Annotated in this window: 20 protein-coding genes and 1 pseudogene; 9 read left to right on the top strand and 12 right to left on the bottom strand. The window is 47.2% G+C overall.

The window, feature by feature from the left end; all coding sequences use genetic code 11:
• Window positions 1-47: 47 nt before the first annotated feature.
• Window positions 48-1,139, top strand: a complete 1,092-nt coding sequence (gene nosA / locus G9F48_RS15655) for a nitric oxide synthase (RefSeq protein WP_102421965.1) — start codon at window positions 48-50, stop codon at window positions 1,137-1,139.
• On the opposite strand, the gene G9F48_RS15650 is transcribed toward nosA, so the two are convergent.
• Window positions 1,133-1,405: an acylphosphatase gene (locus G9F48_RS15650; protein ID WP_165409758.1), complete on the bottom strand. Its 273-nt coding sequence runs from the start codon at window positions 1,403-1,405 to the stop codon at window positions 1,133-1,135. The two genes, nosA and G9F48_RS15650, sit on opposite strands and share 7 nt — an antisense overlap.
• Window positions 1,406-1,472: 67 nt before the next feature.
• On the opposite strand from G9F48_RS15650, the gene G9F48_RS15645 reads away from it, so the two are divergent.
• The gene (locus G9F48_RS15645; protein ID WP_015239385.1) at window positions 1,473-2,132 is read left to right on the top strand and encodes an MOSC domain-containing protein; all 660 of its coding nucleotides are present in this window, start codon (window positions 1,473-1,475) and stop codon (window positions 2,130-2,132) included.
• A gap of 40 nt (window positions 2,133-2,172) precedes the next feature.
• Here the strand turns inward: G9F48_RS15645 and G9F48_RS15640 are convergent, their stop codons facing one another.
• From G9F48_RS15640 to map, 4 genes are all read right to left on the bottom strand, one after another.
• Entirely contained in the window at window positions 2,173-2,307 is a 135-nt protein-coding gene (locus G9F48_RS15640; protein WP_003155609.1) for a YflJ family protein, read from the bottom strand.
• Between the two features lie 178 nt (window positions 2,308-2,485).
• A complete protein-coding gene (locus G9F48_RS15635; protein WP_003155608.1) occupies window positions 2,486-2,641 on the bottom strand; it encodes a hypothetical protein in 156 nt (51 codons plus the stop codon).
• An 82-nt stretch (window positions 2,642-2,723) separates the two neighbouring features.
• Window positions 2,724-3,035 (bottom strand): DUF3243 domain-containing protein, encoded by a 312-nt coding sequence (locus G9F48_RS15630; RefSeq protein WP_003155607.1) that lies wholly within the window; start codon window positions 3,033-3,035, stop codon window positions 2,724-2,726.
• Between the two features lie 56 nt (window positions 3,036-3,091).
• Entirely contained in the window at window positions 3,092-3,841 is a 750-nt protein-coding gene (map, locus tag G9F48_RS15625) for a type I methionyl aminopeptidase (protein ID WP_003155605.1), read from the bottom strand.
• A 164-nt stretch (window positions 3,842-4,005) separates the two neighbouring features.
• Between map and nagE the strand changes: the two genes are divergently transcribed.
• Entirely contained in the window at window positions 4,006-5,388 is a 1,383-nt protein-coding gene (nagE, locus tag G9F48_RS15620) for an N-acetylglucosamine-specific PTS transporter subunit IIBC (protein WP_012117066.1), read from the top strand.
• Window positions 5,389-5,513: 125 nt separating this feature from the next.
• The gene (locus tag G9F48_RS15615; RefSeq protein ID WP_003155601.1) at window positions 5,514-5,957 is read left to right on the top strand and encodes a YfmQ family protein; all 444 of its coding nucleotides are present in this window, start codon (window positions 5,514-5,516) and stop codon (window positions 5,955-5,957) included.
• A gap of 40 nt (window positions 5,958-5,997) precedes the next feature.
• On the opposite strand, the gene G9F48_RS15610 is transcribed toward G9F48_RS15615, so the two are convergent.
• Window positions 5,998-7,935, bottom strand: a complete 1,938-nt coding sequence (locus G9F48_RS15610) for an LTA synthase family protein (RefSeq protein WP_003155599.1) — start codon at window positions 7,933-7,935, stop codon at window positions 5,998-6,000.
• A 245-nt stretch (window positions 7,936-8,180) separates the two neighbouring features.
• Here G9F48_RS15610 and G9F48_RS15605 point away from each other — a divergent pair.
• A pseudogene (locus G9F48_RS15605) lies at window positions 8,181-8,578 on the top strand (DnaJ family domain-containing protein).
• A 9-nt stretch (window positions 8,579-8,587) separates the two neighbouring features.
• Here G9F48_RS15605 and G9F48_RS15600 read toward each other — a convergent pair.
• The 3 genes from G9F48_RS15600 to G9F48_RS15590 are packed head-to-tail and all read right to left on the bottom strand — an operon-like array spanning window position 8,588 to window position 9,552.
• Window positions 8,588-9,019 carry an Hsp20/alpha crystallin family protein gene (locus tag G9F48_RS15600; protein WP_003155596.1) on the bottom strand — a complete coding sequence of 144 codons (432 nt, stop codon included), beginning with the start codon at window positions 9,017-9,019 and terminating at the stop codon, window positions 8,588-8,590.
• Between the two features lie 15 nt (window positions 9,020-9,034).
• Window positions 9,035-9,277: a spore germination protein gene (locus tag G9F48_RS15595; protein ID WP_003155595.1), complete on the bottom strand. Its 243-nt coding sequence runs from the start codon at window positions 9,275-9,277 to the stop codon at window positions 9,035-9,037.
• Between the two features lie 14 nt (window positions 9,278-9,291).
• Entirely contained in the window at window positions 9,292-9,552 is a 261-nt protein-coding gene (locus G9F48_RS15590) for a spore germination protein (RefSeq protein WP_007408496.1), read from the bottom strand.
• Window positions 9,553-9,824: 272 nt separating this feature from the next.
• Here G9F48_RS15590 and treP point away from each other — a divergent pair, with 272 nt between their 5' ends.
• From treP to G9F48_RS15570, 4 genes are all read left to right on the top strand, one after another.
• Window positions 9,825-11,240: a PTS system trehalose-specific EIIBC component gene (gene treP / locus G9F48_RS15585; protein WP_165409757.1), complete on the top strand. Its 1,416-nt coding sequence runs from the start codon at window positions 9,825-9,827 to the stop codon at window positions 11,238-11,240.
• 75 nt (window positions 11,241-11,315) lie between these two features.
• Window positions 11,316-13,001 (top strand): alpha,alpha-phosphotrehalase, encoded by a 1,686-nt coding sequence (gene treC, locus G9F48_RS15580; RefSeq protein ID WP_165409756.1) that lies wholly within the window; start codon window positions 11,316-11,318, stop codon window positions 12,999-13,001.
• A gap of 23 nt (window positions 13,002-13,024) precedes the next feature.
• Entirely contained in the window at window positions 13,025-13,741 is a 717-nt protein-coding gene (gene treR, locus G9F48_RS15575) for a trehalose operon repressor (protein WP_165409755.1), read from the top strand.
• A 134-nt stretch (window positions 13,742-13,875) separates the two neighbouring features.
• A complete protein-coding gene (locus tag G9F48_RS15570) occupies window positions 13,876-14,541 on the top strand; it encodes an NAD(P)H-dependent oxidoreductase (protein WP_003155588.1) in 666 nt (221 codons plus the stop codon).
• 35 nt (window positions 14,542-14,576) lie between these two features.
• Here the strand turns inward: G9F48_RS15570 and G9F48_RS15565 are convergent, their stop codons facing one another.
• The 3 genes from G9F48_RS15565 to G9F48_RS15555 form a co-directional block, all read right to left on the bottom strand.
• Window positions 14,577-15,338: a YibE/F family protein gene (locus G9F48_RS15565; RefSeq protein WP_165409754.1), complete on the bottom strand. Its 762-nt coding sequence runs from the start codon at window positions 15,336-15,338 to the stop codon at window positions 14,577-14,579.
• On the bottom strand, window positions 15,335-16,474 hold the full coding sequence (locus tag G9F48_RS15560; protein WP_165409753.1) for a YibE/F family protein: 1,140 nt from the start codon (window positions 16,472-16,474) through the stop codon (window positions 15,335-15,337). The genes G9F48_RS15565 and G9F48_RS15560 overlap by 4 nt, the downstream gene beginning before the upstream one ends.
• A 209-nt stretch (window positions 16,475-16,683) precedes the next feature.
• The gene (locus tag G9F48_RS15555; RefSeq protein WP_165409752.1) at window positions 16,684-20,976 is read right to left on the bottom strand and encodes a multifunctional 2',3'-cyclic-nucleotide 2'-phosphodiesterase/3'-nucleotidase/5'-nucleotidase; all 4,293 of its coding nucleotides are present in this window, start codon (window positions 20,974-20,976) and stop codon (window positions 16,684-16,686) included.
• Window positions 20,977-21,097: the final 121 nt, after the last annotated feature.

Raw genomic sequence — 21,097 nt, 5'->3', positions numbered from 1 at the left:
AAAAACGATACAATGGGAAACAGATGTAAATTGAAGGAGAGAGTTTTTTGAAACATACGGAAATACTTTGGGATGAGGCGAAGGATTTTATTGATGTCTGCTATCACGAACTCGGAATGGAATCGCAAATCAACGCGCGACTGCACGCGATAAAAGATGAGATAGAGCGGACGGGAAGTTACGTCCATACGGCGGAAGAGCTTGAACACGGGGCGAAAATGGCGTGGCGCAACAGCAACCGCTGTATCGGGCGTCTGTTCTGGCAATCGCTGAACGTCATTGACCGGCGCAATGTGAACACGAAAGAAGAGGTGCGTGACGCATTATTTGAACATATTGAAATCGCCACGAACGGCGGAAAAATTAAACCGACGATTACGATTTTCCCTCCTGAGAAGAATGGGGAGAAACAAGTGGAAATCTGGAATCACCAGCTCATCCGCTATGCGGGATATGAGACTGAAAAAGGAAGAGTCGGTGATCCGGCATCATATGAGCTGACGGCTGTCTGCGAAAAACTCGGCTGGCGCGGGAAGCGGACCGATTTTGATATTCTGCCGCTGCTTTTCCGAATGAAAGGGGACGGGCAGCCGGTCTGGTATGACCTGCCTCAGACGCTCGTGAAAGAAGTGCCGATCACCCATCCGGATATTGAAGAGTTTGCCGATTTAAATCTCAGATGGTACGGGGTTCCGATTATCGCCGATATGAGGCTTGAAATCGGCGGACTGTCGTACAACGCGGCGCCTTTTAACGGATGGTATATGGGAACCGAAATCGGCGCAAGGAATCTTGCTGACGAAAAGCGGTATGATATGCTCAAAAAAGCCGCTTCGGTCATGGGGATTTCCGCCAGCCTGAATACTGACCTGTGGAAAGATCAGGTGCTGGTGGAACTGAATAAGGCAGTGCTCTATTCATACAAAAAACACGGTGTCAGCATTGTCGATCACCATACGGCGGCGAATCAATTTAAACGCTTTGAAGAACAGGAACAAGACGCGGGCAGAAAGCTGACGGGCGACTGGACCTGGCTGATTCCGCCGATCTCGCCGGCTTCCACCCACATTTTCCATAAATCATATGACGATACGATTGTGAAGCCGAATTATTTTTATCAGGACAAGCCTTATCAGTAACTGATGGAAAAGGTGCGGTACCCTTTCAGACGGTGTGATTCTTCGATGGTTACGTTTGTGACATTTGAGAAGGGGCTGCCTTTTCTGACCGCTTCGGCAAATTGTTTTAACGACTCTTCAGGGCCTTCGGCAAGGATTTCCACCCGGCCGTCATCACGGTTTTTTACCCAGCCGGCTATCTTATATCTGTCGGCTTCCATCTGGACGAAGTAGCGAAAACCTACGCCCTGAACCCGGCCGTCTGCAATCATATGATACTGAAGCATGGAAAAACCACCTTTTTCTTACTATGATAAAGGAAAGATAGGATATTTCGCAAAGGATGTGAACGAGATGACGCAAGACTATTCTGTCTTATCTATCAATCTCGGAAAGCCCGCAATTCATGAATTTGCCGGCAGACAAATCAATTCAGGCATCATCAAGCGGCCCGCAGATTCTCCCGTCATGCTGTATAAAACCCATTTTGACGGGGACGGGCAGGCTGATCTGAAGCATCACGGAGGTCCCGATAAAGCGGTGTGCGTGTATCCCGCCGAGCATTATTCATATTGGGAAACAACGCTCGCGAGAAAACTTCCCGCCGCCGCGTTCGGAGAGAATGTAACGGTCAAAGGACTGGCCGAACAAGACGTGTGGATCGGCGACGTCTTTCAGCTGGGGGAAGCCGTCGTTCAAGTAAGCCAGCCGCGCCAGCCCTGCGTCAAACTCGCGCTCAAATATGGCATCAAAGATATGGTGCTCCGTGTACAGCAGACGGGATTTACCGGCTTTTATTTCAGGGTGCTTGAAGAAGGATATGTCGATCCGCGTCCCGTCCTCAAGCGTCTGTCGAGAGGCAAAGAAAGCATTTCCGTCTGGTATGCGAACGAAGTGAAATACCGTGATTCAGGCAATCTGTCAGCGATTGAAGAAATACTGCGGGAAGAAGCGCTGTCAGAAAGCTGGAGGGAGTCCTTCCTTAAAAAAAGGGACAGGCTCACTAATGTATAGAAAAAAAGCCGTGCTGCACTGACAGCACGGCTGATTTACGTTATGCTTGTTTCTTTGTTTCCAGCAGATTGGCAAGGAAGTACTTTTTGAAGCTTTGAAGCTTTCTTCCTTCATAGTGGGTAATTCCTTTTTTCTTTAACTCTTCTACATACCAGCCTTTACTGCCATAATGCATGTCAGAAAACTCCTTTCTCCGTTCTCCCCTGGGGAGAGTTTCTTCAGTTTTTGCCAAACTTTTGGCATTGTAACATCTATAAAAAGACGCTGAAAAGGGATAACGCAAAAACTGAGCCTTTCGATTCAGAGATGTAAAGCTTTCTTACATATATATGTAAAGGGCGGTCTTTTCATGCTTAATGGCCGGTTAATTTTAACAGCACCGTTCCGAGTGTCATGATTCCGAAAACGACGCCGAAATAAATCAGCATCCCCTTCTTTTTCTTCACCCCGTAAACGGTAAGAATGATGCTTTCAATAAAGAAAATAAACCCGAAGATAATAAACCACATGTTGAAAAATGGCTCCTTTCACAGACATATGTCCAGTGTAGCACAACTCTTATAACGGAGCATAAAAAAGCCGGGCACTGTATCAGTGTCCGGCAAGTTTGACGAGAAGCTGGGCCAAATGCTGTTTTTCATTGTCATCCGCAATGTCCCACAGTTCTTGTAAAAGTTTTTCTTCCGCATTGCGGGGCTCCTCGTGTTTGGCGAGATAGTCCCCGAGGATGGCGGCGCTTTTAATGATTTTGCTGTCATCCAGACCCAGTTTTTTTCCGGCGGAAATTTTCTGATGAAGGTACGCCTTAAATTCCTCGAAATCCTCTAAAATCTGCTGTTTCGTTACGCCGTGCATGGCGTGTATTTCGTTTTCGATTTTGATTTTTTCTTTATCTTTTTTCATGCGTCTCCCTCCTTCGGGTTAGTTGTTGTATACCTGTTCGGGAGGGAGATGAAACATTACAATGCAGTTAAAATAATCGGTTTGTCTTTTGTAATCACGATGGTGTGTTCCACTTGGGCGACAAGGCTTTTATCCGGGGTTTTATACGTCCAGCCGTCTCCCGCTTCTACAATCGTTTCCGCTTTCGTGGAAATAAACGGCTCAAGCGCGATCACGGTTCCGTTTTTAAACAGCGCGTTATCAAACGGATCGTAGTAATTCATGATGTGGTTCGGCGCTTCATGGAGGTTTCTGCCGATTCCGTGGCCCGTCAGCGTTTTAATGACGGTAAATCCGTTGGAGCGGGCCTCATGGTAGACGGCTCTGCCGATCTGGTTTTGACGTTTGCCGGCTTTTGCCTGATCCAATCCTTTCTGAAATGCGGATGCTGCGCAGTTACAAAGCTTTTGCAGACGTTCATCGCCTTCTCCGAGCACAAATGAAATGCCCGTATCGGAATAAAAACCGCCGAACTCCGCCGAAATATCGATATTGACAAGATCTCCGGCTTTTAAGATTTTAGAGGCGCTCGGAATGCCGTGAGCGACTTCGTCATTTACGCTGATGCATGTCACGCCCGGGAAATCGTATTCCTTCTCCGGAGCGGAAGCGGCTCCGTGCTCGTCAAGCACCGCCTTTCCGATCAGGTCAAGATCTTTCGTGCTCATGCCGGGCTCGGCTTTTTTCTTCATTTCTTCACGCGCCAGCGCGACGATTCTGCCGATTTTTTTAAGGCCTTCTAATTCTTGATCGTTCGTTACAATCATTGTCATTCCCGCTTTCTATTTTTAATCATCTGATTCAAGCTTACCACAACTGGTTTATAAATAGAAAACCAACAAGCCTTATGTGAATAAATGAAGGAAAATTGGTATAGATCACTAGATAACTTATGTGGTATATTTAAGAAAAAAGAAGGGGGATGGGTAAAATGCTTCAATTTTTGCAAAAACTCGGAAAGTCTTTTATGCTTCCGATTGCCGTTCTGCCCGCCGTTGGTATTATTTTGGCCATCGGCAGAGAGGACTTATTAAATATTCCGTTCATTTACGCGGCGGGGACCGCGGTATTTGATCATCTGCCGCTGATTTTCGCGATCGGAATCGCGATCGGGATTTCCAAAGACAGCAACGGGGCCGCCGCTCTGTCGGGAGCCATTTCTTATATCATGCTGGACGCGGCTGTAAAATCAATCAATTCGACAAATAATATGGCCGTTTTCGGAGGGATTATCGCGGGGTTAATTGCGGGATACACGTATAACCGCTTTAAGGATACGAAGCTGCCCGAATATCTCGGGTTTTTCAGCGGGCGCAGGCTCGTTCCGATTGTAACGGCGCTGATTACCATTATTTTGGCGGGGATCTTCGGATTTGTGTGGCCGCCGATTCAGTCGGTGATTACGTCCTTCGGGGAATGGATGATCGGGCTTGGCGGGATCGGCGCCGGGATTTACGGGATTTTTAACCGGCTTTTGATTCCATTCGGTCTTCATCATGTGCTGAATAATATTTTTTGGTTCCAGTTTGGCGATTTTCACGGAAAAACGGGAGATCTGGCCCGCTTCTTTGCGAAGGATCCGACGGCGGGGACTTATATGACGGGATTCTTCCCGATTATGATGTTCGGGCTTCCGGCCGCATGTCTGGCAATGATTGCCGCGGCTAAGCCAAGTAAGCGCAAAGCGACGGCCGGAATGATGATCGGTCTCGCGCTGACGGCATTTATTACCGGAATTACAGAGCCGATTGAATTTGCATTTATGTTTTTATCACCGCTTTTGTACGGGGTTCATGCTATATTAACCGGGTTCTCTTTATTTATCGTGAATGTTCTCGGAATCAGGTCGGGTTTTTCATTCTCGGCGGGGGCGATCGATTATCTCCTCAGCTACGGCATTGCCGAAAAACCGCTTTTGCTGCTCGTTGTCGGGCTTTGTTATGCGGTGATCTATTTTGTCGTCTTCTACATGCTCATCAAAACGTTAAACTTGAAAACACCGGGACGGGAAGATGATGAGGAAGAGGAAGAAGTGCTTAGTGAAGATACGGCCGGTTCCGTCGAAGAACATGCCATGCTCAAGGGGCTCGGCGGCAGGCAAAACCTCGAAACGATTGATCACTGTGCGACCCGCCTCAGGCTGACCGTGCAGGATACGTCTCTCATTAATGAGGCGGCGCTTAAAAAAGCGGGAGCAAAAGGGGTTATCAAAACGGGGAATAAAACGGCGCAGGTCATTATCGGGCCGAACGTCGAATTTGTTGCGGAAGAGCTGAGAGAAGCCGTCCGCCTTGACGATCAGAAGCAGACTTGAAAAATCCGGATCACCTATGTGATCCGGATTTTTTTGAACATATATCAAGTTTCACATAATGTACAAAAAACAATGTTTTCTTCTATGTTAAGATTCATGTAGAACAAGTATGGAGATGATGTAAGGTGACATGGATTGCAGTTGTTTCAATTGTTGTCATAAGCCTGATTAAGATTGTGCTGACATGCCTTCCTACCGGAGCGGTGGAATGGATCCTCCGCAAGTTTGAAACCCATTCAAAGCTCAGTGACGAGTCCGCTGCCGTTTCCCTCGGCGGAAAACGTCTGGAAGGCGAAGACAAACGACGGGTGATTGATGATTTTAACGAAGCCGTGTTTATCGAACGGCATTATATATACCCAGGGGATGAAGAGCGTTATCTTCATCCGCAAAACGGAGCCGATCCGCTTGTCATTAAGACGAGAAAAGGAAAAAAAGATGTGACGGTGTTTGTATACAGCTACGAAGATCATGTAGATGTCGTCAAACAGCAGAAAAAGAAAGTCGTCGCTTATTCAGTTCTTTCCGACAGCCTGCAAAAGCGCACTATGGCCGCCGCCGGGAGCTGAACATAAAAAAGCCAGATCATATCAATGATCTGGCTTTTGTTTATTCTTTTTGATCGTCTGCTGAGGAATCTTCACGCTTCGTATAATCGAATTGTGACGGATCCACTTTCTTGAAGCCTTTCGGCTGATAGAAACGAAGCAGATCGCCGTTGATGATCTTATCAGACATTTCAAGCTCAGTCTTGACGAGAGAGTCTTCTTTTTTGTCGACTTCTGAATCATCTAAAAGTCTTCCGGTTTTCGTATCGTAATACTTGCCGGACACTTTCGTATAGTTCGGCGAGATGAAGTCTCCGTTACGGAACGGAATGACTTCTCTGTGCTCTTTCGATAAGATATCAGAACCTGACATGAGATAATCTTTCGTATCGACGCCGAGCAGATGAAGAACGGTCGGCGCGACATCGACTTCACCGGCAAATTTATGATTGCGGCCGCCTTTCACGCCGGGAGCGTGGATAAAGAGCGGCACCCGCTGAAGCTGGGCATTGTCGTATTCAGTGATCTCATCTTTGCCGAGCACTTTCGCCATCGCTTTATTATGGTTTTCGGAGATGCCGTAGTGGTCTCCGTACATCACGATAATCGACTTATCGTACAGGCCGTCTTTTTTCAGGTCATTAAAGAACTGTTCAATTGATTCATCCAGATAGTTCGCGGACTGGAAGTAATTATTGACGACTGAATCGCCAAAGTCTCCCGCCGGGAAGTCCGTGTCTTCTTTATCCATTCCGAACGGGAAGTGGTTGGACAGCGTAATGAACTTCGTATAGAACGGCTGCGGCAGGCTCTTTAAGAGCGGCATGGATTCTTTGAAATACGGTTTGTCTTTCATGCCGTAATTTTTCGTGTTTTCTTCGCTCATGTCATAATAAGCGGAATCGAAAAACTTATCGATGCCTTCCGATTTGTACATTTCGTTACGGTTCCAGAAAGTCTGCGTATTTCCGTGGAAAGCGGCAGACGTGTACTTTTTGCCTTTTAAGATCGCAGGAACGGACTGCAGCGTGTTTTGCGCTTTATTGACGAAAACCGAACCTTGCGAAAGCGGGTACAGAGAGTTCTCCATCATAAATTCCGCATCAGATGTTTTACCTTGTCCCGTTTGGTGGAAAAAGTTATCAAAGTAGAATGTTTGATTATCGTGCGCCAGTTTGTTTAAAAACGGCGTCACTTCCTTGCCGTTAATTTTGTAATCAATGATAAAGGACTGCAGAGACTCTAATGAGACGTAGATGACGTTTTTTCCTTCGGCTTTTCCGAAGTAGACGTTATTCGGCACGTCATAGTTGGCCTTCATATAGTTTTCCACATCCGTTACATCGCTTGAATCGGCAAGCGCGCGCTGGCTGTTTGATTTCACATTCTGCACGGCATCGTAAATCGTAAAGTTGTACGTGCCCAGGTATTTCACCAGATAGTTTCGGTCAAATGAGCGTGTCAAAAGCTCAGGACGGTCTGATTCCGCGACGGCGAGGTTGATCAGGAACACAAGCACGGCGGAAGCCAAAACGATTCTGAATGATTTCTTCGCCGGTTTTTCAGCCGGTTTTTTCATCTTAAGGGCCAAAATAATCAAAATGACGGTATCCAGGAAGTAGAAGGCGTCTGTCCATCTCATTAACGAGAACGCGCTGTCTCCGAGCTGGCCGCCGTTTGTCTTTGCCTGCATCATGACCGGGATGGTAATGAAATCATTAAAGAATCTATAATAGACGATGTTTGCAAAAAGCAAAAAAGACAATAAAAAATGAATCACAATAATGGCTGTCTGCTGTAATTTTTTCTTGAAAAGAAGCCCAAATCCAAGAAAGAACAAGCTGGAGCTCAGCGGATTCACAAAAAGCAATATTTTCTGGATCGTGTTGTCTATGCCGAGGTTAAAGTTTAAAATATAAGCGACATATGTTTTCACCCACAATAACACGACCGCTATCAAGAAGAAGGCAAGTCCTCTTTCTTTTATAAATGTTTTCATTGTTACACTCCTTTTTTCCGATCACGGTTTAAACGGAACGATAGAAAAAACGAACGTAATCAATATACCATGAAACCAGCAAATAGAAAAGGTGGAAAAGGCTCATCGGAAAAAGGGCGAAAAACGCTGTCGCAACGGCGGTTCATCTGTTGAATGACAGCTTTAAAAAACACAAATGGCACAAACTGGGATGTGAATTTCCGTATGATCACACCCGGTTCTATTGAAAAAAGAGGTGAACAGTGATGGATATTGCCCATATCGTGGCTGAAGATAAAATCAAGCGCGCCATTAAGGATGGAGAGTTCGCCGGCATCAATGGAATGGGAAAGCCCCTGCCGAAATGGGAAAGCCCCTGCCGAAAGACGATGCCGCACATCTTCCGGAGTCGCTCAGAATGGGCTACCGCATATTAAAAAACGCCGGGATCGCCGAGGATGAGGGCGCGCTGAAGAAAGAGCTGATGACGCTCGATTATTTGATCGCCAAGTGCCGCAATGAACAGGAGCGGGATCACCTGCGGAACAAACGGACGGAAAAACAAGTCAGACTCGACAAACTGACCGAGGAGAAAGCCATGTTCTCAAAACCCGCATCTTCTCATTATAAGGAGAAAGTGTACAGACGGCTGGGCCGCCCGTAAGCCGGCTCTTTAGATTTTTTTCTGAAAAGGAATGTGCTCCATAAGGCGCGGGTAGGAAATGTGGAGCAGGCCGTTTACGCACTGCGCCTGTAACAGGTGCGGCTCAGCCGGTTCAGGAAGCTCAATCGTCTCATCGATTTCCCCGTAATACCGGTTTTGGCAGACGCCCATGTTCTTCGGAAAAAGGGGTGTTATGTTTCCTCTTATATGCAGCCGTGTTCTTGACAGCAGCCTCAATGTCAATTCTTCTTCGTAAACGCCGGGCATTTCCACAATGACAAATGTGTGCTGTTCATCCTGATAAATATCATAAGTCAGGGTGTTTTTTTGTAAGGAGAAAAAATCTTCGGGAGATTTCCGTTTCAGGACATTGGTCCAAAAGTCGCTGGGCTTGTGCTCGTTCGTAATCTCAAGCCACTTTCTCATTTTTTCGATATCCACTTCGGCAGAACCTCCCTATATTTGATTTGCGATCGGCATTGACGGGTTGGCGATCTGATCCTGATCGCTCACGTCAGGGTCAAGATGGCCCGAATTCAAACATCCGGCGGCCGGCGAAAAATCCCCTAAAGAAAAGTTCGCGCCGACAAATTTGCTGTTGGCGGTGTGGCTGTTTTGTACGGTCTGACCGATATCGACGTTTCCGTTTTGCGTTGCTCCGTTTACTTTTATATTGACGACGTTAATTTGGTAAGGCATTCATAAAAACCCCTTTAATCTATAATGGGCGGCACCGGCGTAATATTTGCGGTATCTGCGGTTCCGATGGCTGTCTGGTCGTTGACATCAGGATCATTTAACAAGTTCTCCATCATCGATTCTATAGGTGACGTATCGCCGAATGAAGAGTTCAGTCCTTGTGATTTGTTATTTGTGGTGGGACTGTTGTATGCCGCTTCCCCAATCGTAATAGATCCGTTGCCAGAAATACTGTTAATCTTCAAATAGTACAGGTTGATAACAGTGGATGGCATCTCTTCACACCTCTTTAACTTAGTTGTACAGTACTGTATGCTTTTTGTGCTCCTGTTGTGAATTTCGCCCGGACATGTTCCCGACCAAACAAGAAGTCAAGGCCCGGTTCCGGCGGGGCTTTTTTTGTTTCAGGGTCTTTCGCAGTATATTTGTGATGAAAGCGCTATAAAAATAGATTGACGACATGTATATACATCATTACAATAGAGTCGTAAACATGTATATACAAGTTTTTTTGAGACAAAATGAAAACGGTTACGGAGGGGTTGGCATGGGTGAGTTTAACCGGGCTGCGCGGCAGATCGCTGAAGCTGTCGGCGGAATTGAAAATATTGAGGCGGCGACTCATTGTGTGACGCGTTTGCGGTTTGCATTAATAGATGAAACCAAGGTAAACCAAAAAATGCTTGATGCAATAGACATTGTCAAAGGATCTTTTGCGGTAAACGGGCAGTTTCAAGTCGTGATCGGGCAGGGGACGGTCAACAAAGTATATGCGGAATTAGTGAAGGAAACGGGGATGGGTGAAGCGTCCAAGGATGACGTGAAGAAGGCGGCAGCGCAAAAAATGAATCCTTTGCAGAGTGCTGTGAAAACGCTTGCGGACATCTTTATTCCGATCTTGCCGGCGATCGTTACGGCCGGGCTTTTAATGGGTCTGAACAATATCTTAACGGCGGAAGGCATTTTCTACAGCACGAAATCGATTGTCCAAGTGTATCCGCAATGGGCGGATCTTGCCAATATGATTAATCTGATCGCAGGGACGGCCTTCGCTTTTCTGCCGGCTTTAATCGGCTGGTCGGCAGTGAAGCGGTTCGGAGGAAGCCCGCTTTTGGGCATCGTGCTCGGGCTGATGCTGGTGCATCCTGATCTGTTAAACGCATGGGGCTACGGGGCCGCCGAGCAGAGCGGCGATATTCCGGTGTGGAACCTGTTCGGCCTTGAGGTGCAGAAAGTCGGGTATCAAGGTCAGGTGCTTCCGATTCTGCTGGCGTCTTATTTACTTGCCAGGCTTGAGCTCTTTTTGACGAAACGGACGCCGGAGGGCATTCAGCTGTTGGTCGTCGCGCCGGTGACGCTTTTGGTCATCGGTTTTCTATCCTTTGTTATCATCGGTCCGATGACCTTTGCGATCGGTAACGCGCTGACGGCGGGATTGATTGCCGTTTTCGGCCAATTCTCCGCCATCGGAGGCCTGCTGTACGGAGGGCTGTATTCGGCGCTTGTGATCACGGGGATGCATCATACGTTTCTCGCGGTCGATCTTCAATTAATCGGATCAAAGCTCGGCGGCACATTTTTATGGCCGATGCTCGCATTGTCAAATATCGCTCAAGGATCGGCGGCTCTGGCCATGATGCTGATTACAAAAGATAAAAAACAGCGGGGGCTTTCACTGACGGCCGGCATTTCCGCATATTTGGGCATTACAGAGCCGGCGATTTTCGGCGTGAATCTGCGTTACAAATTTCCGTTTGTGATCGCCATGATCAGTTCGGGGATCGCGGGGATGTTCATCTCCGTCAAAGGCGTTCTCGCAAGCTCGGTCGGAGTCGGCGGCGTGCCGGGGATCTTCTCCATTATGAGCCGGTACTGGGGTCCGTTTGCGATCGGAATGCTGATCGTGCTGATTCTCCCGTTTGCGGGAACATACGGGTATGCGCGGCTGAAACGGCAAAAATAGAAAACCTGCGGGGCGCCTTCTAACAGGCTGTCCCTTTTCCCTTTCCATTCAAAACAATACAGGCGGTGAAGAAAAATGAAAACAGACAGCACACCATGGTGGAAAAAGGCAGCGGTATATCAAATTTATCCGAAGAGCTTTAATGATACGACGGGAAACGGGATCGGTGATCTGAACGGTATTATCGAGAAGCTTGATTATTTGCAGAAGCTTTTGATTGATGTCATTTGGCTTACGCCGATTTACGATTCGCCGCAGAATGACAACGGTTATGACATTCGCGATTACTGCACCATTTATGAAGAATACGGAACGATGGAGGATTTTGAACGCCTTCTTGATGAAGCGCACAAAAGAGGAATCAAGGTCGTCATGGATCTTGTCGTAAACCATACATCAGTCGAGCATCAGTGGTTCAAAGAAGCGGTTTCGTCACCCGACAGTCCGTATCGGGATTTTTACATTTGGAAAGACGGAAAGGAAGACGGCCGGGCGCCGAACAACTGGGAATCAAAATTCGGCGGTTCCGCTTGGGAGCTCGACCCGGCGTCAGGCCAGCACTATCTGCATTTATTCGATGTGTCGCAGGCCGATTTGAACTGGGAAAATGAAGAGATGAGAAAACAGGTTTACGACATGATGCATTTTTGGTTCCGAAAAGGGATCGACGGCTTCCGGCTGGATGTGATCAACCTCATTTCTAAAGACCAATCGTTTCCTGATGCCGAGGATGGCCGTGACGGGCGCCCTTATTATACGGACGGGCCGCGCGTGCACGAATTTCTTCATGAGATGAACCGGGAAGTGTTTTCGAAATATGACAGCATGACGGTCGGTGAAATGTCTTCGACAACGGCGGACCACTGCATCCGGTACACAAACCCTGAAAATAAAGAACTCGATATGACCTTTAACTTTCATCATTTAAAAGTGGATTATCCGAATGGTGAAAAATGGGCGCTCGCTCCGTTTGATTTTCTGAAGCTGAAACGGATTTTAGCGTTTTGGCAGACGGAGATGCAAAACGGCGGAGGCTGGAACGCATTATTCTGGTGCAACCATGACCAGCCGCGGGCCGTATCCAGATACGGAGACGATGGCGTATACCGGACGAAATCAGCCAAAATGCTGGCGGCGGCCATTCATATGATGCAGGGCACGCCTTACATTTATCAAGGTGAGGAGATCGGCATGGGCAATCCGAAGTTCGATGACATCGGCTCATACCGCGATGTCGAATCACTGAACATTTACAAAAAGATGAAGGAAGAAGGCGTGTCAGAAAAAGACATTATCGCCATTTTAAAAGAGAAATCAAGAGACAATGCAAGAACCCCCGTTCAATGGAACAGCGGACCGCACGGCGGCTTCACGACGGGAACGCCTTGGATTCCGGCGGCGGATGATTATCGGGACATTAACGCGGAAGCGGCTTTGCGGGACCCGGATTCAATTTTCTACCATTATCAGAAGCTCATCAAGCTCAGAAAGGAATATGACATCGTGACTGAAGGAACGTTTGAGCTGCTTGCTGAAGATGATCCGGCGGTTCTGGCGTACGTCAGACACGGCAAGGATGAAAAACTTCTGTGCATCAACAACTTCTACGGGAAAGAAGCGGACTTTACGGTTCCGCTTAAAGACACGGACGGCTGGCGGTTTACGATGCTGCTGACGAATGATGAACCGAGGGAAGGGCGGCCGGAACGATTGACGCTCCGTCCGTATGAATCGATCGTTTATCATCTGACAAAAGCGTGATACACTAATCTGGGTGGTCATGAATGAAAGTGAATAAATATATCACAATCTATAAAGATATGGTGCGGCAGATTGAAAGCGGCCAGCGGAAGGCTGAAGACGTTCTTCCGTCTGAAAATGATTTGTGCGATCAATACGGCACATCACGAGAAACCGTCCGTAAAGCGCTCAATATGCTGGCGCAAAACGGCTACATCCAGAAAATCAAAGGCAAAGGCTCCGTCATATTAGACAGAGAAAAAATGCGCTTTCCCGTCTCAGGCCTGATCAGCTTCAAGGAGCTTTCGGAAACGCTCGGAAAAGAGACGAGAACGGAGGTTCACCGTCTCGGGCTGATCCTGCCTCCCTCAGAAGCCGCAAAAGAGCTTGGTACAGAAGCGGATGAAAAGGTGTGGGAAGTCGTCAGATCAAGACGGATTGACGGAGAACATATTATTTTGGACAAGGATTACTTTGTGAAAAAACATGTGCCTCAATTGACCAAGGCGATTTGTGAAGATTCGATCTATGAGTATCTCGAAGGAGAGCTCGGCCTGTCCATCAGCTACGCGCAAAAGGAAATTGTCGTGGAGCCGGCGGGGGAGGAAGACCGGAAGTATTTGGATCTCAGCGGGTTCAGCCATATGGCGGTCGTGAAAAACCGCGTCTTTTTGGAGGATACCAGACTCTTCCAATATACGGAAAGCCGGCACAGGCTCGATAAATTCCGTTTCGTCGACTTTGCGAGAAGAGAAAAATAAAAACGGACTGCCGCGGCAGCCCGTTTTTTTTGTCAGTATCAAAATGAATACTATCCAACAAAAATGTGCGTACTGGTACTTTCAAAAATAATGGCTACAATAGTACATAACGAGATGAAAAGGAGAGATCATGAATGTCAGATAAAAAACAGCAGATCATCGAAGCGTATCAATTCAGACACGCCACAAAGGAATTTGATCCTGAGAAAAAAATTTCAGAAAGCGATTTTGAATTCATTTTAGAAACGGGAAGATTATCCCCAAGCTCACTCGGTTTGGAGCCTTGGAAATTTGTCGTCGTTCAAAATCCGGAGCTTCGTGAAAAACTCCGCGAGTTCACATGGGGGGCGCAAAAGCAGCTGCCGACCGCAAGCCATTTCGTACTTCTGCTTGCCCGGACGGCAAAGGATATCCGTTTTGACGCCGACTATGTCAAAAACCACTTGCGGGAAGTCAAAAAAATGCCGGAAGATATGTATGAAGGCTATATCAGCAAAACGGAAGACTTCCAGAAAAATGATTTCAATCTGCTTGAATCAGATCGCGCGCTGTTTGACTGGGCATCCAAACAGACTTACATCGCCCTCGGCAATATGATGACAGCCGCTGCGCAGATCGGCATCGATTCCTGCCCTGTTGAAGGCTTCAACTACAAAGAAATCCACCGGATTCTTGAAGAAGAAGGGCTTCTGGAAAACGGAAGTTTCGACATCTCTGTCATGGCCGCATTCGGCTACCGTGTCAGAGAACCGCGCCCGAAAACAAGATCTGCCTCAAAAGACGTTGTAAAGTGGGTATAAGATAAAAAAAGCTGCCGGGCGTGTCCCGGCAGCTTTTACTGTTTATTTGGTTTTGCTAAAAAACAGGCGGTGATCCAGGACGTAACGGGAATGATGATGCCGATCCCGATTCCGGCGCAGAGAATGGTGACGGCTTCCGCACTGAATACTTTTGAATTCACTATTTTTTCAGCTGAGTATGATAAGTCTTTAAACCAGATAATTAAAGCCAAATAGCTGCCGAAAAAAGCAAAGAATAACGTATTCGTATTCGTTCCTAAAATATCTCTCCCGATGCTTAATCCGAATGTGTACAGTTCTTTTCTGCTCATGGACGGATTATGACTGTAAATTTCCCGCATGGGTGAAGTAATGGAAATCGCGACATCGGTAATCGCTCCAATCGTGCCCATGATGATCATAGCTGCGGTAACCTTCACAAAATCCACCCCGACAAACAGTGTGAATATGCCGATATCCCCCAATTCTTCTTCACCGAATCCCTGAATCGAAGTATGTTTTGTTACGGACATAATAAAAAACAGCAGCAATGCAATGGTCAGCATTGCAGAAATAAAGGCGGTTACGGTTTTGACGTTTCCTCCATTAATATAAAAAAGAGTAATGCTGCAAATCACGGCGGAAGAGAGCAATGTTAAAACAATCGGATTGATATGCGGGTCTGTCATGAAAATAATGGTGAGAAAGAGAACACCGAAATTTAAGAATAACGCAATAAAAGACCTCGCTCCTTTTTTTCCGCCGATGATGACCATTAATAGAAATAAAATCGCCGCGAGAATTACGATGACATTCATGAGCTTGCCTTCTTTCGTTTAATAAAAAAGACAGAAGCATACAGACTGGCGGGGATGGTCAATACAATTCCGATCCCTCCGGCCAATGCTCTGGCTATTTCCAAGGAAATGTTCATAGAAAGAGTGAATCCTATCGGGGAATCATTTTTCAAATACAAAAGCATCATCGGAATAGAGCCGCTTATATAAGCAAAAAACAGAATGTTGGTCATCGCCCCCATGATGTCTTTTCCGATCTCCATCCCGGAACGTCTGAGAGCTTGTAATGAGATACCCTTGTTTTCTTCATATAATCCGAAGACAGATGATGTCATGGTAATGGCTACATCCATGACCGCTCCCAGTGATCCGATAAATACCCCGGCCATGAACACCGTGTGATAAGGGCGGGTTAAATACTGCATTTCCTCATATCTGAGACCTTTCTCTCCGGTTGCCAGCATCACAAGATACGTAATCAGCAGGGAAACGAAAGTGCCTGCGAGCGTCGCGGCAATGGCAGCGTATGTTTTCGCGTGAAAACCGCTGACAAGCAGCAATGAGATGACAGTAAAGATGAGAATACAGATACCGCAGATGAAAATTAACCCTATATTAGGATGCTTCCTGTACAAATCTAATGCAAACGACAGTAAAACGGCGTTAAACATCAGGCTGACGATCGAAAAGAAGCCTTGTTTTTTGCCGACGATAAGCAAGGTGAAGATGAAAACCCAAGCGATCAGCAAAAGCTGTTTATCCCGTTTTTTATCTATAATGCTTCCCGATATATCCTTGTTTGATGGTTTCCCTTTATCAATAGAAACGAATACTTCATCGCCAATCGAATATTTCTGATCATTCGCTCCGGATGATGAATACTGATTGGACAAATGAATGAGCTGTCCTTTCTGACTGCCGTTTTCAAGTCTGGCAGTGATCGTCTGATTGAAAATCTTATCTTTGTTTTTATGCATGTCCTGTACGTCAGACTGATGTTCCAATGTTGTTTTCGTCACTTTGGCAATCGGCCGCTCATAAAAAGAAGCGTTGTGAGTGACGAAAATGAGCGAGCTGATAAAACAGAGCGCTGTTATCACGTAAAACAGCTTTTTCCTGTAAGACATGCGGTTTCGTTTGTGTCCTGTTATCTTCAAAAAAAGTCCTCCAAACAGGCGGCGCCGTATGAAAGAGAGGCCCTGCCGTGAAGTGTTAGACGATGCGGATGCAGTCTTTCGCAAATAACGTTCATATTTTATCACTCGGCCGTACGGCTGTCGACTCAGAGGGGGACCGGCAGAAAAAGCTCTCCTGATATCAGATCAGGAGAGCTTTTGGGATGAAACGCCCGTTAAAAGCGGTCTTTTTATGCTTCGTTCACTTTTTTTGTTTTTCTTCTTTGGTACAGATACAGTGCCGTTCCGAGCGCGCTGATGAGTAACCCGGCAAGAAGGATGGAATACATCGTTGTGGCCGTATCAGGAAGCAGGCCGCCCGGCGATACTCCGTCCTGCGCAGGGCCGGATGACGGTTTTTGTCCGCTTGGCTGCTTTCCGGAGCCTTGGTCTCCGCTTGGCGGCGGCGCGCTCTTCGTGTTTGCGTTTAATATGGTGTATTCACTGAAATGATTTGTATAGCCCGTGACGAGATCGTGTGAAACCGAACCGTTGTCTGTTTTTGTATAGACGTTCTTTTTCCGGTCTACATGGTAAATGCCGGGCTGCTTCGCCTTTTTCGTATTCTCAATGCGCAGGGTGAGCTTTACCGGCGCTTTAAATGTTTTGATGTCTTTGTTTTTCTGCTTCATTGTAAAGTCGTATACATTTGAAAGCGCCCCGCTTACTTTTCCTTTCGGCGTCACGCCGAATCGTGTATCAGCTGAAGCAGCGTTTGCCATCGGCATTTTCATGCTGAACTTGTCATGCAGGATCGTAAGGGAAGAATCCGATGTTCTGTCCTTTAACAGGCCGATTTGTTTTTTGGTCACGCTGAGATCAATCGGCTTTTTGGCGCCGTCATTCTTATCGTAATACACGATCGGCGTGTTTGCGTTTTTGGCATAGGCGGCAAATGCGCTGTCATCTTCAAGCGTCCACGAACCGTTTTTTTGTTTCGTCGGCAGGTACACTTCCTGCACGCGGCCGTCAACTTTCGGTTCCACCGCTTTTCCCGCTTTTTCAAGCTGCTCGGTGAAGACCTCATAGTCGACAAAGCCAAGGTCTTCTTTATGGGACGCTTCGTTAAAGACGGAATATCCGTCTCCGCCTTCACCGACAAAGTTACTGGTGGCGACTCTGTATGTCTTCTTATCAGAAATCGGCTTTACGCTGCCGTCATCCTGTACGGCCGCAGCTTGAAGAACGCGGTGTCCCGGCTTTTTATTCAGTGTAAACGTGTATGTTAAACCGGCAACTTGAGGGAAGGCGCCGCCTTGAGCCTCAATTCCGCTTAACCCTTGTTCCAAGGCTTGTTTGATCTGTTTTCCGGTTAAATCCGCGACGTAAAGCGTGTTGCCGAACGGCATCACATTCAGCACATCGCCGAGTGTGATGTCTCCTTTATCAATGCCCGCGCGGATGCCGCCCCCGTTTGTGATCGCGATTTGGGCGCCGGCCGCTTCCTTCGCTTTTTGCAGCATGCCGTCCGCGATGAAGTTTCCGAGATTGGTTTCTTTGGAGCGGACATGCTCGCGCTGGCCGTCAAGTGCGACCTTCGTTGAGCCGACTTTTTCATTTTTGACTGAGACGAGCTCTTTTTTAAACGGATCAAGCTCTTTTTTCAGATCCGGGTCTTCTTTCGTCTGCTCGTTCACCGGAATCGCCTGAAGAGAGGATTGTTCCGGCAGGACGACGCCGTTTTTGTCAAATGCGAGATCGACACGGCCTAAATATTCGCCGTATTCTTTTGCCTGGGCGACGATGGTCGGCTCTTCGTTTTTGACAACTTCCATTTTATCTACAAGCGTATGCGTATGTCCGCCGACGATCAAGTCGATGCCTTTTACCTTTTTGGCAAGATCGAGATCACGCTGATGCCCGATATGGGTCAGGGCGATAATTTTATTGACATGTTCCTTGTTCTGTATTTCTTTTACCGTATCTTGTGCGGATTGGAAGGCATCATGAAAGACAATGCTTTTTCCCGGGCTTGATGTGACGGACGTATCTTCTGTCGTTAAGCCGAATACGGCGACTTTTTCTCCGTTTACATCAAGCAGAATGTATGGATAGATGCCTGCTTTTTTCTTTTTCCCTGCAGTAAATGTGTCTGCTTTTTTCATGAATGGTCTGAGTTTTGACTCTTTGGACACATCGACATTTGAGCTGACGAGCGGAAAGTCAGGCGCTTGAAAATTGTATTTTCCGGACGGGTCAGCCGCGCTACCGTTCCCGCTCAGGAAGCTGGCGAGAGCACCCGGTCCTTTATCAAACTCATGGTTTCCGAAGGTCATTGCGTCGTAGCCCATGCTGTTCATCAATTTTAAATCAGCCAGCCCCTGCCACTTTGTGAAATAGAGATCGCCTGAGAAAACGTCTCCCGCATCCAGCAAAATGCTGCGGTCGGTTTCGCTTCTGATTTCTTTGATTTTCGTCATCCGCCTCGCCGCGTTATCAAGGTGGGCGTGCGTGTCGTTTGTATGCATAACGGTGAGTTTCCATGCGTCATCTTTCGGCGGATCTGTGCCCGGTTCATCATCTTTGAATTGGAGCTTGTACTGTCCGTAGCCCGCGTTTTGTGATTCACTGATATAGGCGACGTCATCTGCGCGGTCGGCAAACGGCTTTGCGGCCAAGGAAGATTCAAATGTCAGGTTTGTCCCTTTGACCGGAAGGATGGACCAGTTATGATCAGCCTGCGGATTAATCGTTTTCTGCTGGATGATGTAATCCATTAAGACCTGCCTGTTCTCATCGGCAGAAGAGTATACGATTTTATCATTGCTTAAGTGAGGGAATCCTCCGCCGCCTGAAGCGCGGTAATTATTTGTGACGATCAGAAATTCCTGCTTGGCGCTGACGGGCTTTCCTTGATAAGAAAGGTTGACGATCCGGCTTGCATCGGGATGAATGACTGTTCCGTTTTCGTTGTATTTCGCCGGTTTTGTGACATCGACCTGATAGGTGACACCGTCAATGACATCAAAATTGTATGAGCGGTAGGCGTCATTTAAAAGCGCTTGGCTGCCGCCTTTTGCCTGATCGATCTGATTAAATTGCCCCGCGGACATTTCGAGCCAGTCTTTCACTTCGCTTCCGTTCAGCTTGACGATCTGAACCGTGTTGTCATACAGGTACAAATCGCCGATGTTTTTGATGGCGAGGTCGCCAGCGGAAATGTTTGTATAGTAGTTTGAGCCGTTCCGCCCGCCGGCTTTAAACGGGGCGCCCGCCGAGAGGATAGGCAGATCTTTGTATTCCGTATCCTTCATCTTATTTTCGGCGTACCATTTTTGCGCATCCGTTACGATTTGAATGGACGGATCATCTTTGACTTGGGCGAAGAAACTGTTGATATCGGCTTTTGTCTGGCCGACGGGTTCTCTGATGTATTTCAAAGTGCCTTCGTGCGCTTTTTTGACGGTATTGACGACGGTTGCGTTTTCCGAAGTCACATTGCCGGCAATCGGCTCGATGCTGCCTTTTGCATCTTCCACATGCCACGCGCTGTCTGTTTTTTCAAGCCTAAGGTCGATGACGCCCGCATATTTGCCCCAGCTGCTTGACATAACAACGGGGATGCCGTTAATCGTGCCTTTATCGACGTCGAATTGAGCAGCGCCTTTGTATTCGGCATCAGGGAAAAGCCCGTGCTGATGGCCGGATACGATCGCGTCAATTCCGCTGACTTTCGTTGCCAGGTCAAAAACGGCGTTTTCCGCTCCGGAAGACTGCGCTTTTTTTTCGATACCGCTGTGGGCGAGGGCGATGACGATATCGGCTCCTTCAGCTTTCATTTTCGGAACGGTTTTCTTTGCGGATTCCACAATGTCCTCGACCTGAACGCGGCCTTCGAGATTTTTCTTATCCCACGTCATGATCTGAGGAGGAACAAAGCCGATGTAGCCGACTTTTAGCTGATGCTTGCCGCCGTTTTCATCCGTGACGGTTTTGTCTTTTATGACATAAGGCGTATAACGGTTTTCGCCGCTTACTGTTTTCACATTAGCATTAACGATCGGATAATCAGCGCCTTTGATTGTCCCGTCCAGGAATTCAAGCCCGTAATTAAATTCGTGATTGCCGAGTGTTCCTGCGTCATAATGCAGACTGTTCATCACTTCAATGATCGGATGGGTCTTTGCGCCTGAAATGATATCATTTTTCTCATATTTTACGGCGTATTCTCCGAGGGGATTGCCCTGAATCAGATCTCCGTTATCGACAAGCAGCGTATTCGGGTTTTCGCGCCTGTGCTTCTCAATAAGCTGAGCCGTTCGGGCCAGCCCGAATTCCGTTGTCGGTTTGTCGCTGTAGTAATCGTAGTCCATCATGTTAGCGTGAACGTCAGTTGTGGCTAAAATGCTGAGATTCACACTGGAGGATTTGTTTTTTTCTGCTTTAATGGGTGTGATTGGGAGGATTAGACTAAGTATCATAACTAGGGGCAGCAGAATACGGAGTGTCTTATTGACGCTGCATCGTCTTTTCTGTATTCTCACCTGTTCTCCACCTTTCAACAAATTTTGTCATGCAGTACCATTGTAAGAATATTTTGTGAAAGTTTGTATAGATTTCATGATGATTCTTGTAAAAAGATAAAAAATGAGGATAATGACCTAT

The sequence above is a fragment of the Bacillus sp. EKM420B genome, assembly GCF_011065565.1.
GTDB classification, from domain to species: domain Bacteria; phylum Bacillota; class Bacilli; order Bacillales; family Bacillaceae; genus Bacillus; species Bacillus velezensis.
The sequence above is the reverse complement of the archived record's forward strand: the minus strand, read 5'-3'. Positions and strand labels throughout refer to the sequence as shown.